Source organism: Erythrobacter sp. LQ02-29, assembly GCF_022576075.2.
Lineage (GTDB): Bacteria > Pseudomonadota > Alphaproteobacteria > Sphingomonadales > Sphingomonadaceae > Alteriqipengyuania.
This window is the reverse complement of sequence record NZ_JANCNT010000001.1, coordinates 1,323,573-1,337,449: the sequence shown is the minus strand read 5'-3', so window position 1 is coordinate 1,337,449 and position 13,877 is coordinate 1,323,573. Positions and strand designations below refer to the sequence as shown.

The 13,877-nt window shown below is 66.0% G+C and carries 16 protein-coding genes and 1 tRNA gene; 9 read left to right on the top strand and 8 right to left on the bottom strand.

Annotated elements, in window-relative coordinates; genetic code table 11:
• Position 1: 1 nt before the first annotated feature.
• Both MKP08_RS06675 and MKP08_RS06670 read left to right on the top strand, forming a co-directional pair.
• Entirely contained in the window at positions 2-913 is a 912-nt protein-coding gene (locus MKP08_RS06675) for a cation diffusion facilitator family transporter (protein WP_241555420.1), read from the top strand.
• Positions 914-1,019: 106 nt separating this feature from the next.
• Complete coding sequence (locus MKP08_RS06670) at positions 1,020-1,163, top strand: hypothetical protein (protein WP_241555419.1); 144 nt, start codon at positions 1,020-1,022, stop codon at positions 1,161-1,163.
• A gap of 81 nt (positions 1,164-1,244) precedes the next feature.
• Here the strand turns inward: MKP08_RS06670 and MKP08_RS06665 are convergent, their stop codons facing one another.
• The 3 genes from MKP08_RS06665 to MKP08_RS06655 form a co-directional block, all read right to left on the bottom strand.
• Positions 1,245-1,448 (bottom strand): hypothetical protein, encoded by a 204-nt coding sequence (locus MKP08_RS06665; protein WP_215228862.1) that lies wholly within the window; start codon positions 1,446-1,448, stop codon positions 1,245-1,247.
• 138 nt (positions 1,449-1,586) lie between these two features.
• Positions 1,587-2,852 (bottom strand): ATP-dependent Clp protease ATP-binding subunit ClpX, encoded by a 1,266-nt coding sequence (gene clpX / locus MKP08_RS06660; RefSeq protein WP_215228863.1) that lies wholly within the window; start codon positions 2,850-2,852, stop codon positions 1,587-1,589.
• 135 nt (positions 2,853-2,987) lie between these two features.
• Complete coding sequence (locus tag MKP08_RS06655; protein WP_241555418.1) at positions 2,988-3,692, bottom strand: ATP-dependent Clp protease proteolytic subunit; 705 nt, start codon at positions 3,690-3,692, stop codon at positions 2,988-2,990.
• A gap of 122 nt (positions 3,693-3,814) precedes the next feature.
• On the opposite strand from MKP08_RS06655, the gene MKP08_RS06650 reads away from it, so the two are divergent.
• Entirely contained in the window at positions 3,815-5,320 is a 1,506-nt protein-coding gene (locus tag MKP08_RS06650; protein ID WP_241555417.1) for an amidase, read from the top strand.
• A 21-nt stretch (positions 5,321-5,341) separates the two neighbouring features.
• On the opposite strand, the gene tig is transcribed toward MKP08_RS06650, so the two are convergent.
• Positions 5,342-7,015 carry a trigger factor gene (tig, locus tag MKP08_RS06645; protein ID WP_241555416.1) on the bottom strand — a complete coding sequence of 558 codons (1,674 nt, stop codon included), beginning with the start codon at positions 7,013-7,015 and terminating at the stop codon, positions 5,342-5,344.
• A gap of 62 nt (positions 7,016-7,077) precedes the next feature.
• A tRNA-Leu gene (locus MKP08_RS06640) sits at positions 7,078-7,162 on the bottom strand.
• A gap of 137 nt (positions 7,163-7,299) precedes the next feature.
• Between MKP08_RS06640 and MKP08_RS06635 the strand changes: the two genes are divergently transcribed.
• The 3 genes from MKP08_RS06635 (at position 7,300) to MKP08_RS06625 (ending at position 8,155) form a co-directional block, all read left to right on the top strand.
• A complete protein-coding gene (locus tag MKP08_RS06635) occupies positions 7,300-7,563 on the top strand; it encodes a hypothetical protein (protein WP_241555415.1) in 264 nt (87 codons plus the stop codon).
• Between the two features lie 11 nt (positions 7,564-7,574).
• Positions 7,575-7,757, top strand: coding sequence for a hypothetical protein (locus MKP08_RS06630; protein WP_215228867.1), 183 nt, complete (start codon positions 7,575-7,577; stop codon positions 7,755-7,757).
• A 77-nt stretch (positions 7,758-7,834) separates the two neighbouring features.
• Positions 7,835-8,155 (top strand): DUF3297 family protein, encoded by a 321-nt coding sequence (locus MKP08_RS06625; protein ID WP_241555414.1) that lies wholly within the window; start codon positions 7,835-7,837, stop codon positions 8,153-8,155.
• A 3-nt stretch (positions 8,156-8,158) separates the two neighbouring features.
• On the opposite strand, the gene MKP08_RS06620 is transcribed toward MKP08_RS06625, so the two are convergent.
• Positions 8,159-8,977 carry a CHAP domain-containing protein gene (locus MKP08_RS06620; RefSeq protein WP_373418073.1) on the bottom strand — a complete coding sequence of 273 codons (819 nt, stop codon included), beginning with the start codon at positions 8,975-8,977 and terminating at the stop codon, positions 8,159-8,161.
• Between the two features lie 129 nt (positions 8,978-9,106).
• Between MKP08_RS06620 and der the strand changes: the two genes are divergently transcribed.
• The 3 genes from der to MKP08_RS06605 all read left to right on the top strand — a co-directional run bounded on the left by der (position 9,107) and on the right by MKP08_RS06605 (position 11,328).
• Positions 9,107-10,516, top strand: coding sequence for a ribosome biogenesis GTPase Der (gene der / locus MKP08_RS06615; protein WP_241555413.1), 1,410 nt, complete (start codon positions 9,107-9,109; stop codon positions 10,514-10,516).
• Complete coding sequence (locus tag MKP08_RS06610; protein WP_241555412.1) at positions 10,513-11,031, top strand: DUF2721 domain-containing protein; 519 nt, start codon at positions 10,513-10,515, stop codon at positions 11,029-11,031. Before der ends, MKP08_RS06610 begins: the two co-directional genes overlap by 4 nt.
• A 90-nt stretch (positions 11,032-11,121) precedes the next feature.
• Positions 11,122-11,328, top strand: a complete 207-nt coding sequence (locus MKP08_RS06605; protein WP_241555411.1) for a hypothetical protein — start codon at positions 11,122-11,124, stop codon at positions 11,326-11,328.
• Between the two features lie 3 nt (positions 11,329-11,331).
• Here MKP08_RS06605 and MKP08_RS06600 read toward each other — a convergent pair whose 3' ends face one another.
• Positions 11,332-12,618, bottom strand: a complete 1,287-nt coding sequence (locus MKP08_RS06600; RefSeq protein WP_241555410.1) for a DUF418 domain-containing protein — start codon at positions 12,616-12,618, stop codon at positions 11,332-11,334.
• A 55-nt stretch (positions 12,619-12,673) separates the two neighbouring features.
• Positions 12,674-13,759 (bottom strand): SPOR domain-containing protein, encoded by a 1,086-nt coding sequence (locus MKP08_RS06595; protein ID WP_241555409.1) that lies wholly within the window; start codon positions 13,757-13,759, stop codon positions 12,674-12,676.
• Positions 13,760-13,877 lie beyond the last annotated feature (118 nt).

Genomic DNA, 13,877 nt, shown 5'->3' with positions numbered 1-13,877 from the left:
GATGGGCGCAGGGCACTCCCATTCGCATGATCACGGCGCAGGGCACAGCCATGCTCCTGCCGATTTCGGGCGCGCCTTCGCGATCGGGGTCGGGCTGAACACCGCCTTCGTCGCGGTGGAGGCGTTCTACGGTCTGGCCGCAGATTCGATGGCGCTGATCGCCGATGCCGGGCACAATCTGTCCGACGTGCTCAGCCTGCTTCTGGCATGGGGCGCGAGCGTGGCGGCCAAGAAGCCGGCGAGCCAGCGCTACACCTATGGCTACAAGAGCTCGACCATCCTCGCCGCGCTGGCGAACGCCATGCTGCTGCTGATCGCGATCGGTATGATCCTGGTCGAGGCGATCCAGCGCTTCTCCGACCCGCAGCCGGTCGCCGCGGGAACGGTGATGGTGGTCGCCGGCATCGGGATCGTGATCAACACCGTCACCGCGCTCCTGTTCATGCGCGGGCGTAAAAGCGATCTGAACGTGCGCGGTGCCTATCTCCACATGGCCGCCGACGCCGCCGTGTCGGCCGGCGTGGTGCTGGCAGGCGCGGCGATCTGGTGGACTGGGCTCGCCTGGATCGATCCGGTCACGAGCATCGTGATCGTCGCAGTCATCGCCTGGGGAACCTGGGGGCTGTTGAAGGAAAGCGTCAGCATGGCTTTGAACGCCGTGCCCGATGCGGTGGACCAGGAAGGCGTGAAGAGCTTTCTGGAGGGGCAGGACGGGGTCGTCGCGGTACACGATCTGCATATCTGGCCCATGAGCACCACCGAGACCGCGATGACCGCGCATCTCGTCATACCAGAGGGCCACCCGGGAGACGAATTCCTGCGCCGCGTGGCAGACGAGCTCGCCCATCATCACCGCATCGGCCACACCACGCTGCAGATAGAGTGCGACCGCGCCTGCGCCACCGGTTGCTGATCCGCGCCCGGTCGCCCGAATTCCGCGACCACGCGCGGGATCGGAATTCGGCACCTAACCGTTTCATATTCCCGCATAACCCCGTGCGGGATTTTGGAGTGGTCCGATGAACGAGAAGGACAAGAACCAGCAATCCCAGCCCAACGACAAGCAGGCCCGGGACCGCCAGACAGAGCAGCAGGCTGGCAAGAACCAGCAGCCCAGCCAGTCGAAGCAGCCCGGTAAGGACAGCGGTTCGCAGCAACGCTGACCGCGTAATTCCCTGACGGGAAATAGAAAAAGGGCCGCCCGCGAGGACGGCCCTTTCTCGTATGCGCTATCGTCGCAGCCGTCAGTTGACCTGCTGCTGACCTTCCTCGTCCGCGACCGGCAGATCCCCGGTCGGATCGGTTTCCACCATTCCGGCAACCTGGTCGTAGACCTGCGCGTTGTTATCCATCTGCTCTTTCAGCTCGGGATTCTGCTCGCCCACGTGGCGGAAGAACTGTCCGGCATCGCGCAACAGCTTGGCGGCGAGTTCGTTGGTCTGGGCCATGGAATTACTCCTGATATCGTAAAGTCATGAAAAAGGGCGCGCGCGCCGGATAGCACGCACGCGCTCGGGAACGGCGCCGTCTGGCGCGCGAACGGATTGCGATGGGGAATTGGGGATGAGAGGCGGCTGACGCTAAGGTCAGGCCGCCGCCTCGTCCTTCTTCTCGCTGCTGACCACGCGGATCGGCTCCTTGCGGCCTTCGACTACGTCCTTGTCGATCACGACTTCGGAAACGTCGTCGAGATCGGGCAGGTCGAACATCGTGTCGAGCAGGATGCCCTCCACGATCGAGCGCAGGCCCCGCGCGCCGGTCTTGCGCTTGATCGCCCGCTCGGCAATCGCACGCAGCGCATCGTCGGTGAAGGTGAGCTCGACATCTTCCAGCTCGAACAGCTTGGCGTACTGCTTCACCAGTGCGTTCTTCGGTTCCTGCAGGATGGTCACCAGCGCATCGACGTCGAGGTCGTGCAGAGTGGCGATCACCGGCAGGCGGCCGACGAATTCGGGAATCAGACCGAACTTGAGGAGATCCTCCGGCTCGCTCTTCTCCAGCAGTTCGCCAATGCGGCGCTTGTCCGGGTCCGCGACATGCGCGCCGAAGCCGATCGAACGCTTCTGCAACCGGTCGCCGATGATCTTGTCCAGCCCGGCGAAGGCACCGCCGCAGATGAACAGGATGTTCGTCGTGTCGACCTGCAGGAATTCCTGCTGCGGATGCTTGCGCCCGCCCTGCGGCGGGACGCTGGCGGTGGTGCCTTCCATCAGCTTGAGCAGCGCCTGCTGCACGCCTTCGCCCGAAACGTCGCGCGTGATGGAGGGATTTTCCGCCTTGCGCGTGATCTTGTCGATCTCGTCGATATAGACGATGCCGTGCTGCGCCTTCTCGACATTGTAATCGGACGCCTGCAGCAGCTTGAGGATGATGTTCTCCACATCCTCGCCCACATAGCCGGCTTCGGTCAGCGTGGTCGCGTCGGCCATGGTGAAGGGCACGTCGAAGGTGCGCGCCAGCGTCTGCGCCAGCAAGGTCTTGCCCGAACCGGTCGGGCCGACCAGCAGGATGTTGGACTTCGCCAGTTCGACGTCGCCCTGCTTGCCCGCATGTTTCAGCCGCTTGTAGTGGTTGTGCACCGCAACCGACAGCACACGCTTCGCCCGGTCCTGCCCGATCACGTAATCGGCCAGCGTGGCGCAGATTTCGGACGGCGACGGCACGTCGCCTTCCTTGCGCCCGCTCAACCCGGCCTTGGTCTCTTCACGGATGATATCGTTGCACAGCTCCACGCACTCATCGCAGATGAACACGGTGGGGCCGGCGATCAGCTTGCGCACCTCGTGCTGGGATTTGCCGCAGAAGCTGCAGTACAGGGTACTCTTGCTATCGGTTCCGCTCAATTTCGTCATATCCTGATTTTCCTCCCCCTTGCCTGGCCATGCAAGGGGATTCGACCGAGTGTATCGCGCTCGATCGGTTTTACAACACTTGCCGCCCTATACCGCGCCGCCTTGCCAAGGGCTTAAGCGGCGCGAAGTGGCGGATCATTCCGGGGCGCCGCCGGACCCATTGTCTTCGCCGGTGGTCTCGCTTTCCGGCCGGGTCTCGAACACCTTGTCGACGATGCCGAACTCCATCGCTTCCTCGGCTTCGAGGAAGGTGTCGCGGTCCATCGCCTTCTCGATCTCGTCCAGGCTGCGCCCGGTATACTTGACGTAGAGATCGTTCATCCGCTTCTTGATGCGCAGGATTTCGCGCGCCTGGATCTCGATATCGGAGGCCATGCCGCGGGCGCCGCCGCTGGGCTGGTGGACCATGATGCGCGCATTGGGGAGCGCGATGCGCATGCCCGGCTCACCCGCTGCGAGGAGGAAGCTGCCCATGCTGGCGGCCTGCCCCAAGCATACGGTCGAAACGCGCGGCTTGATATACTGCATCGTGTCGTGGATCGCCATGCCGGCGGTCACCACGCCGCCCGGCGAATTGATGTACATGCTGATCGGCTTGGAAGGATTTTCGCTTTCGAGGAACAGCAGCTGCGCGGTGATGAGCGAGGCCATCCCGTCTTCCACCTGGCTGGTCACGAACACGATTCGTTCGCGCAGGAGGCGGCTGAAGATGTCGAAGCTGCGCTCGCCCCGGCTGGTCTGCTCGACCACCACCGGCACCAGTGCGCCGGTCACCGGATCGCGGGTGAACTGGCCCTGCGTGCCGTAGGTTTCGCCGAGCTGCGCGGAAAGATCGATCATGTTAAGTCTGAACCCTCTCGTCTGAAGTCCGGCCCTATGTCGCGCGTGGGTTCGCGATGTTCAAGGGGGTGAAGGGCGACATCCCCTTGCAATCACTCCGCGCGCGGGCATGATCGGCATCGATGACCAGATACGCCCTCGCGCTCGCCGCACTCGCCCTCCCCGCCAGCGCGGTTTGCGCGCAGGAAACGATCGTAATCCAGGAACCGGCACCTGCGGCGATATCCGATACGCAGGCGCAGATCGAGCGGATCAGGACGCTCGACGATGCCGGACCCACGCTGAATGCCGTGATCGTCTACGATCCCGGTGCCGCGCGGCAGGCGGTCGCCAATACCGAGCGCCCGCTCCAAGGCCGGACCGTGCTGGTGAAGGATAATATCGAAACGCGGGAGTGGCCCACCACCGCGGGCAGCTTGGCGCTGGCGAACAACATGACCGGGCGCGACGCGCCGTTGATTGCCAATCTGCGCCGGGCGGGCGGCGTGATCCTGGGCAAGACCAATCTCAGCGAATGGGCGAACATCCGCTCCAGCAATTCGACCAGCGGGTGGAGCGCGGTCGGCGGGCAGACCAGGAACCCGCACGCAACCGACCGCAATCCGTGCGGTTCCTCCTCGGGCAGCGGCGCAGCGGTGGCGGCGGGCTTCGCCTGGGCGGCGATCGGGACCGAGACCGACGGTTCGATCACCTGCCCCGCCAGCGTGAACGGCGTGGTCGGGTTCAAGCCGACCGTGGGCATGGTCAGCCGCACCCATGTCGTACCGATCAGCCATTCGCAGGACACCGCCGGGCCGATGGCGAACAGCGTAATGAATGCCGCGCTGCTCCTCGGCGCGATCGCGGGCAGCGACCCGGCCGATCCGGCGACGAAGGATGCGGACAGCCATCTGCGGGATTTCACGCAAGGCCTGGCGACGGCTTCGCTAAGGGGCGTGCGGATCGGCGTACTGCGCAAGCAGGCGGGCGACTTCGTCCCCGTCACCGCCCTGTTCGACGCCGCACTGGCCGATCTGCGGCGTGCCGGGGCCGAACTGGTCGAGATCGACTATTCTCCCAGCGACGAGATGTACCGGGACGAGTTCACCGTGCTGCTGTACGAACTGCGCGAGGACCTGGGCACATACCTCGCCGGATCGCCGGCCGACATCCCGGTCCGCTCGCTCGCCGATGTGATCGCATGGAACAAGGGCCATGCCACGGCGGAAATGCGCTGGTTCGGGCAGGATATCTTCGAGCAGGCGGAAAGCACGACGGATCGCGCTGCCTACCGCGCCGCACGCGAGAACGCGCTGCATCTGGCAGGCGAGCAGGGCATCGACCGGCTGCTGCGCGAAAACGGGGTGCGATTCCTTGTCGCGCCGACGACCGGGGCGGCGTGGCCGATCGACCTGATCTACGGCGATCATTATCCCGGCGGAATCGGCGCGGGATCGCTGGCCGCGATCGCGGGCTACCCGCACCTGACCGTGCCGATGGGCGCAGTCGAAGGCCTGCCGGTGGGGTTGAGCTTCATGGGCGCGAAATGGCGCGACCACGATGTGCTGAAGGCGGGCGCCGCCTATGAACGCGCGCGCACGGCCGACCTACCGCAGCCTTCGATGAAGCCGTGGGCGCCGCGCGACTGACGCGCAGCGCCCGAGCGGCGATCACTTCTTCGTCGAAGCGGGCTTCTTAGCGGCAGGCTTCTTGGTTGCCGCAGCCTTTGCCGGAGCTTTCTTGGCCGGGGTCTTCTTCGCCTCAGGCTTGTCCGCATCCGCCGTCGCGGCGGGCTTCTTCGCCGGGGCTTTCTTGGCCGGAGCCTTCTTTTCGGCGGCGGGCTCGTCGTCGGACTTCGCTGGCGCCGCCTTTTTGGCTGCGGCCTTCTTGGCGGGAGCCTTCTTCGCGGGTGCAGCGTCCGCCTCGGACTCGTCCTTCTTGGCTTCGGTCTTCTTGGCCGGGGCCTTCTTCTTGGCGGCGGGCTTCTTCTTCGCCGCAGGCTTGGCCTGTTCGTCGGATTCCGCCTCGATCGCGGCTTCCAGCTCCTCGCGCGTCACTTCGCGGTCGGTGATCTCGGCCTTGTCGAACAGGAAGTCGACAACCTTGTCCTCATACAGCGGCGCGCGCAGCTGGGCGGCGGCCATCGGCTCCTGCTGGACGTACTGCATGAAGCGCTCGCGATCTTCCTCGCGATATTGCTGCGCCGCCTGCTGAATCAGCATGCTCATTTCCTGGCCGGTGATTTCCACCCCATTGGCCTGGCCGATCTCGGACAGCAGCAGGCCGAGGCGCACGCGACGCTCGGCGATCTGGCGGTAATCGTCCTTCTCCGCCTCGATCTCCTTCAGCGCGCCTTCGGGATCCTCGTCCTGCGAGGCCTCTTGCTGGAGCTGGGCCCAGATCTGCTCGAACTCGGCGTCGACCATGCCCTGCGGCACCGGGAAATCATGCCCCGCCGCCAGCGTGTCGAGCAGCTGGCGCTTCATCTGCGTGCGGGTGAGCCCGGCGGTTTCCTGCTCCAGCTGGCCGCGGATCAGCTCCTTCAGCTTGTCGAGGCTGTCGAGGCCGAGATTCTTGGCGAATTCATCGTCGAGCTTGGTCTCGCCTTCGACCTTCACCTGCTTCACGGTGACGTCGAAAGTGGCTTCTTTGCCCGCCAGCTGCTCGGCCTGGTACTCTTCGGGGAAGGTGACGGTGATGGTCTTCTCGTCGCCCGTCTTGACCCCGGTCAGCTGCTCTTCGAAGCCGGGGATGAAGGTACCGGAACCCAGCACGATCGGGGCATCCTGTGCGGAGCCGCCGTCGAACGGTTCGCCGTCCAGCTTACCAACGAAATCGACGATCAGCTGGTCGCCATCCTTCGCCTTGCGCGTCTTGGGCGCGTCGGAATAGCTCTTGTTCTGGCCCGCGATCCGCTCCAGCGTCTCGTCGATCTGATCGTCGGCCACCGGCACCGTCAGCCGTTCCAGCTCCAGCCCGTCGACGCTCGGCGCGTCGATCTTCGGCAGCACTTCCAGGCTGACGTCGACCTTCGCATCCTTGCCCTGCTCGTAGCCTTCGCCCAGTTCCACCTGCGGCTGCATCGCGGGGCGCAGCTCGTTCTTCCGGATCACCTCGTCCACGCTGTCGCGGATGGTGTCGTTGAGCACCTGCGCGTGGAGCTGCTCACCATGCATCTTGCGCACCAGATTGGCCGGCACCTTGCCCGGGCGGAAGCCGGGCATGCGGACCTGCGGGGCGATCTTCTTCACCTCGGACGAGATCTTCTCGTCGATCTCCTTGGCCGGGATGGTAACCGTGTAGGCGCGCTTGAGGCCCTCATTGGTGGTCTCGGTGATCTGCATGCTGTGGCTCTTCGAAGCTTTCTGTAACGACGTGGGCGACGGACTGCGCACTGCGGCGGGACTGGTGCGGGCGAAGGGACTCGAACCCCCACATCTTTCGATACTGGTACCTAAAACCAGCGCGTCTACCAGTTCCGCCACGCCCGCAACCCGAACGAAGCCGCGCAGGCGGGATGGGCCGCCTGCGGGTGAACGCGCGCCTCTAGTCCGAACGCGACAAAAGGGCAAGCGCACGGAACAGCATCCGACCGGGCGACGTTGATTGCGGGAGAAAGGATGCGGCCATGCCGAGACCGAAAGACGACTACGATACCGCGCGGGTGCCCCCCGCCACCCCGCCCGCGATCGACCCGGACGCAAAGCCGGTCGACGCCCGGGAACTGGCCCGCGATAATGGCGACAGCGATGCCGACGGCCATTCCAAGTTCGATCGCCCTGGCGAGCAGTCCGAAATCGACAAGGAACGTGAAGCCGCGATGCGCGAAGGCGAACGACACGAGGGCGAAGGCGAAAGCCAGCCCGAACTCGATGCCCTGCCCCCCGATTAGGAGATTTGAGAATGGCAACCCAACCTGGCCAACCCGCCCCCGACACGATCGAACCCGGCGCCCCGCCGGAAACCCCGATCGAGCCGACGCCGCAGGAGGCGCCCGGCCGTCAGCCGGACGAGATCGATCCTCCTTCGCCCGACATCGACGAGCCGGACCGTGGTCCGGTCGAGACGCCCCCTCCGCCCGATTGATAGCACCCGACTGATCGCCTGCGATCGATACCGTGCCCGCTTGCCAGTCGCAGGCTGGCCGATTATCGGCCCCTCCCATGAGCGAAGAGCAAAATCTCGATACCGGCGCACAGGATGCCGCCACCACCGGTAGCGACACCCCGCCCGATCACCTGTCGGTCAATCCGCGCAGCGAGCATTTCGACAGCGACGCGCTGCAACGCGGGGTCGGCATCCGGTTCAAGGGCCGGCAGCGGCGCGATATCGAGGAATATTCGATTTCCGGTGGATGGGTCCGCGTGCAGGCGGGCAAGACGGTCGACCGCAAGGGCCGCCCGTTGACGCTGAAACTCACCGGCCCGGTAGAGGCGTGGTTCGAAGACCTCGGCGAGGATGCCCCGGTGGCGAAGGCCGATTAACCCCTACTCGTACTGCGCGATGACTGCGGCATAGCGGTCGCGCGGCGGAGCGCTCCGCTTTCCCGCAGCTGCGGCAGGTTTCGCCGGAGCATAGTTTGCCGTCAGCACCGCCAGTCCGCCTGGAGTGCGTGCAGCTGTGCGAACGGGTGCCCTTTCAGCGGGTTTCGCAGTACTTCGCCTCTCGGGAGCACGAGCTTGGCTGGTCGTGCGCGGAGAGGTCGGCGTGGCGAAGGCACCCAGAAACTGCTTCGATGGAGCGCCGCTGACAGGTGCAGCGCGGGCGACCCGAACCGCGGGTTCGACCCGCATCCGGCGCTCGGCCTCGCCATCCGCATAGATGAAGCCGCGCACCGGCCATTCCGTGGTGCCCAACCCGCCCACCGGCGCGTACCATACCCGCACCTGGCTCCAATCGTTGGCGGGCGAGACGTCCACCGCCTTCACCCCGCGTTCGATGCGGCCGCGTCGCCCGTCGATCGGCGACCAGTTGGCATGATCAAGCAGCACCGTGCGCGAATCGATCACCTTGGATACCGCGGCGACATGGCCCAGGGTCATGTTCCCGTAAGGCGCAAACGCCATCACCGCGCCTACGCGCGGCGCGTGGCCGCGGGCATACTGCCCCTCCGCCTGATCCCACCAGGTATAGGCGTCACCATAGATCGCGATGCCGCTCACTTCTCGCGCGTAGGGCACGCATTGAAGATAGGCCGGCAATTCCAGTTCGCTGTCTTCGCCGCCATCGGCCAAGGCGTCGGCCAGGGCCGGGGTTGCGGGAAGCATTGCGAATACCGGCAACAGTGCGATAAGGAGAGGCTTCATGGCGCTGCCACCTATGTCGCCAATATGCTTAACACTTACCTAAACCGTGTGGTTGAGGGAAATTAACGCCGCTCGTCAGCCCGCCTCCGGCCTTCGCTGCCAGCGCGCAGCACGAACGGTACATCCGACATGACAACGCCAGCCAACCCATCCCCCCAGGTGATCATCATCGGTCGCCCCAATGTCGGCAAGTCGACTCTGTTCAACCGGCTGGTCGGCAAGCGGCTGGCGCTGGTCGACGATCAGCCGGGCGTCACGCGCGATCGCCGCTTCGGCGATGCCGAGATCGCGGGCCTTAAGTTCACGATCGTCGATACCGCGGGATGGGAGGACGAGGATCCCAACAGCCTGCCTGGCCGGATGCGCGCTCAGACCGAAGTCAGCCTGGAAGGTGCGGACGCGGCGCTGTTCGTGGTCGATGCGCGCGCCGGGCTGACGCCGTTGGACGAGGAAATCGCCCGCTGGCTGCGCGGGCAGGACGTGCCGGTGGTGCTGGTCGCCAACAAGGTCGAGGGGCGCGCCGCCGATCCCGGCTTCTACGAATCCTTCTCGCTCGGCTTCGGTGAGCCCGTGGCGGTGAGCGCCGAGCACGGCGATGGCATCGCCGATCTGTTCGACGGGCTCTGGCCGCTGATCGGGCATAGCGAGAAACAGGCCGATGCCGACGAAGAGGCTGGCGATGGGCCGGAGGAGACCGAGGAGGCGCCGCAAGGTCCGCTGAAACTGGCGATCGTCGGGCGTCCCAATGCGGGCAAGAGCACGCTGATCAACCGCCTGCTGGGCGAGGATCGACTGCTGACCGGCCCCGAAGCGGGGATCACCCGCGATTCGATCGCGGTCGAGTGGAACTGGCTCGACCCGCGTGACGGCTCGCGCCACGAGATCCGGCTGATCGACACCGCGGGGATGCGCAAGAAGGCGCGCGTGGTGGAGAAGCTGGAACGGCTGAGCGTCGCCGACGCCCGCCGCGCGGTCGATTTCGCGGAGGTCGTGGTGCTGCTGCTCGACGCAACGCAGGGGCTGGAGCATCAGGACCTGAAGATCGCGAGCATGGTGCTGGAGGAAGGTCGCGCGCTGATGATCGCGATCAACAAATGGGACATCGCCGAGGATGCGAGCCGGCTGTTCAACGGGATCAAGGGCGCGCTCGACGAAGGGCTGGCGCAGGTGCGCGGCCTGCCCGTGTTCGCGGTGAGCGCCAAGACCGGCAAGGGGCTCGACACCATGCTGGGCGCGGCGTTCGAGATCCGCGAGGCGTGGAGCCGCCGCGTGCCGACATCGGCGCTCAACCGCTGGTTCGAGGATGCGCTGGCGGCGAACCCGCCCCCTGCCCCCAAGGGTAGGCGGATCAAGCTGCGCTACATCACCCAGGCCGGCACCCGCCCGCCGCGCTTCGTGGTGTTCGGGACGCGGCTCGACATGCTGCCCAAGAGTTACGAGCGCTATCTGGTCAACGGCATCAGGCGCGAACTCGGCTTCGACGCGGTCCCGGTGCGCGTGGTGCTTAAGAGCCCGAAAAACCCCTTCCAGTCGACATGATCGATCTCGCGCTGCTGACCGCGCATTCGCTTTCCAGCGACCTGCTCGAAAGCACGCGCAGCACCGTCCGGGTGCAGGCGATCGTTCAGTTGAGCCTCGCCCCTGCCTTCCTGCTGGCCGGGATCGGGGCGGTAATGAACGTGATGACCAACCGGCTGATCTGGGTCGCCAACCGGATCGAGACGATCCGCGAGCGCGAGGCGGACGGGCGCGCCGGCGAAATGGTGGCAGACCTGCCCTCGCTCGAACAGCGACGCCTCTATGCGCAGGCCGCCCTGATGTTCAGCACCGCGGCGGCGCTGGTGATCAGCATCGTGATCGCGCTGCTGTTCGTGTCCGCCTTCATCCGGCCGCAGATCGGCACGCTGATCGCCATCGCGTGGATCGTGACGATGATCTTCCTTGTATTGGGCCTGGGCTGTTTCGCGCTGGAGGCGCGCACCGCCGCACGGCGCAACCGCCTGCGCCTGCGTGCGATGGCGCGTCGGAGCCGGGACCAGGTCGGACCCGATTAACCGCATTTCAACGGCAGCGGTTTAGCGATGTCCATCGGCCCCGCTCCTCTCAAGGAATGATAGGCGGGGCGCGGGGGGGAGGTTCGCACGATGGCTATCGCGGTGATCAAGGGTTCGATGTCCGGTGCCCTCGTCACCTGGCTGGTCGCCCTATTCATCGGCTCGTCCGGATCGACCGGAGCGCAGCTCGCAATCCACAAGATCTATTTCGAGCAGCACAGCTTTTACTGGTCGTGGCCGTTGTTCCTCGGCCTGACCGTCCTCTTCGCCTCCATCGTCTGGCTGATGGATTCCTGAGGCTCAGCGCCGGATCGGAAACCGGCACCAATAGGTCAGGCACCGCCACGCCCATTCGAGCGGCCCGAAACGGAAGCGATCGAGCCACGGTTTCGACCAGGCGAGCATGAGCAGGCAAGTCGCAAACGCCACGCCGTATAGTGCCGGGCGCGACAGCACGCCGAACAACCCTCCCGCCCAGCCGTGGAACACCAGCATCATCACGATCGAGGTGCCCAGATAGTTGGAAAAGGCCGCACGGCCCGCCGCCCGGATGCGTTGCCCGAGCCAGCCGTCGCGCCCCGCGCCGACCACCGCAAGCACCGCCAGCAGCCCCACCCCCATCATCAGCCGGGGAATGTGCGACAGCGCCAGCATGGCAACCTGCGTCCCCCAGAAGGTGAATCCTTCGCGCCATGCCCAGACCCCGGCGACCAAACTGAGAGCCGCGCCCACCGCAATACCTGCCCCGCCCCAGCCGAGCTGGCAGCGGCGGTCGAACGCGCCGGAGAACAGGCCCATCCGGTACAGCGCCATTCCGATCAGCATCAGCGGCACGGTCTCGAAGCCGACCATCAGGAAGCCGAGCAGCGGGTCGCTGGCGTGCTGCGCGAAGTTGTGGGCCACCAGCTCGCCCCAGCGCCCATGCTGGATCAGGTTCGCTTCCAGCATGGCGTCCTGTCCCGCCGCCAGCTCCGCCCCGCGCAGCGTTTCCAAGGTGTCTGCCGTGCCCTGCGCAGGCGAATTGACGACATACCACACGGGGACGGTGGACAACGCGTAGATCACCTGCCCGACGCCGTAGATCGAGAGGGCGGTGACGATCTGCGCCCGCGCCGTGAGGTTCAGGAACAGCAGCAGCACGAAGCCGCACAGCCCGTAGAGGAGGAGGATGTCCCCCTTCCAGATGAAGAAAAAATGCAGCACGCCGAACGCCAGCAGCCAGAACAGCCGCCGCGCCTGCAGGTCCGCATCCTGACCACGCGACCACGCCTTTTCCAGAAACAGCCACATCCCGGCACCGAACAGCATGGAGAACAGGGCGCGCACCTTCCCGTCGATCAGCACGAACTGCACCACCCACAGCACGTCCGACAGCGGGCCATGCGGCACCATGAAGGCGTCCGGAAAGGATTGCGCGGTCGTCGGCTGGCCGAAACTGATGATATTCGCGAACAGGATCCCCATCACCGCGATCCCGCGGATGAAATCGAGATTGTCCAGCCGGTCGCCCTGTCCGGCGGGGAGCGGCACGGCAGGCTGATCGGGGGTGGCCCCGTGCGAAGATGCGGCGTCGCCCGCTTCGGTCATGATGGTTCCCCTCGTGCGGGCCCTAGCCTGCGATCGGAGAGGGGAAAAGCGGCAATCAGCGGGTGACGAGACAAGCCTCGCCCGCACGCTTCAGCGCCGCGCAGGCGCGATCGGCCGCCTGGCGCGAGGGATATCCCGCCGCGAGCAGCTTCGTCAGCCTGCCCTCGCGCTCCGTCAGCTTGGTCCGGCCTGCCAGTTCTGTCCGACCCGCGAGACGACGCCACAGCTTGTCGGCATTGCCGCCGACCGAAAAGGCACCGAGCTGCACTTTCCAGGGGCCCTCACTTGCCGCTGCCGGTCCGGCTGGCGCCACGGGTTCGCGCTCGGGACTACGCCCCGGGGCGGGCCGCGCTGCTTCGGCCGGGCTCTGCGTTCCGGTGACGCGGGCGGCGTCCGCGATGGCGGCCTGCGCCGCCGCGACCGGGGTGGGAGGGGCCGGGGCCGGACCGACCGGCGGCAGCACCAGCGGTGTCGGAGCGACGGGGGCGCTCTGGGTGGGCGCGACCGGCACCCGCGCCTCGGCAGCATCGGCGAAAGTCGCGCCAACGTCCTCCTCTCCGTCCAGATCGGCGGAGGCGAACGCCGCGCTGCGCTGCGCATCGGCTTCCGCCTTCAATCGCGGCGCGAGCAGTTGGGCCTGCTGGCGCTGCTCCAGAGGAATGTATCCGTCCATCTGCGAGATCGCCCGGCGCGCCTGCGGCAAACCCGCGGCATTGGCCAGCGTGAGCAGCGCATAGGCCCGCGTCCAGTCCTGCTCCACCAGGTCGCCGTTGAAGTGCTCGATCCCCAGCAGGTATTGCGCCCGTGGATCGCCCCGGTCCGCGGCGGTGACGATATAGGGCATCGCCTGCTCGCGCCGCCCATCCTGGAATAATACCAGCCCCAGATTGTCCGCCGCCTTCAGATGTCCCTGCACCGCGGCCTTCGCGTAATAGGATTCCGCCTGCTGCAGGTTCTTTTCGACCCCGCGACCGAGCCGGTACGCCTGAGCGAGATTGAACTGGGCATCCGCGTCGCCACGCTCCGCGGGCTCGCGCCATTCGGCCACCGCGCGTGGGTAATCCCCCGCCTCCCACGCATCGACCCCGGCCTTCACATCGGCATGCGCCGTGCCTGATATCGCGAGGAGCGATGCGGCCACTATCAGGCTTGCGGTTCTAGCTATCGGCATGAGTTTTCGCGCCCCTTTCAATCGAATTCTCGTCCGCCCGCCCGCAATGGACCATAGTAAACGGCCAGTTGGCAAAGCATCGTTCGCT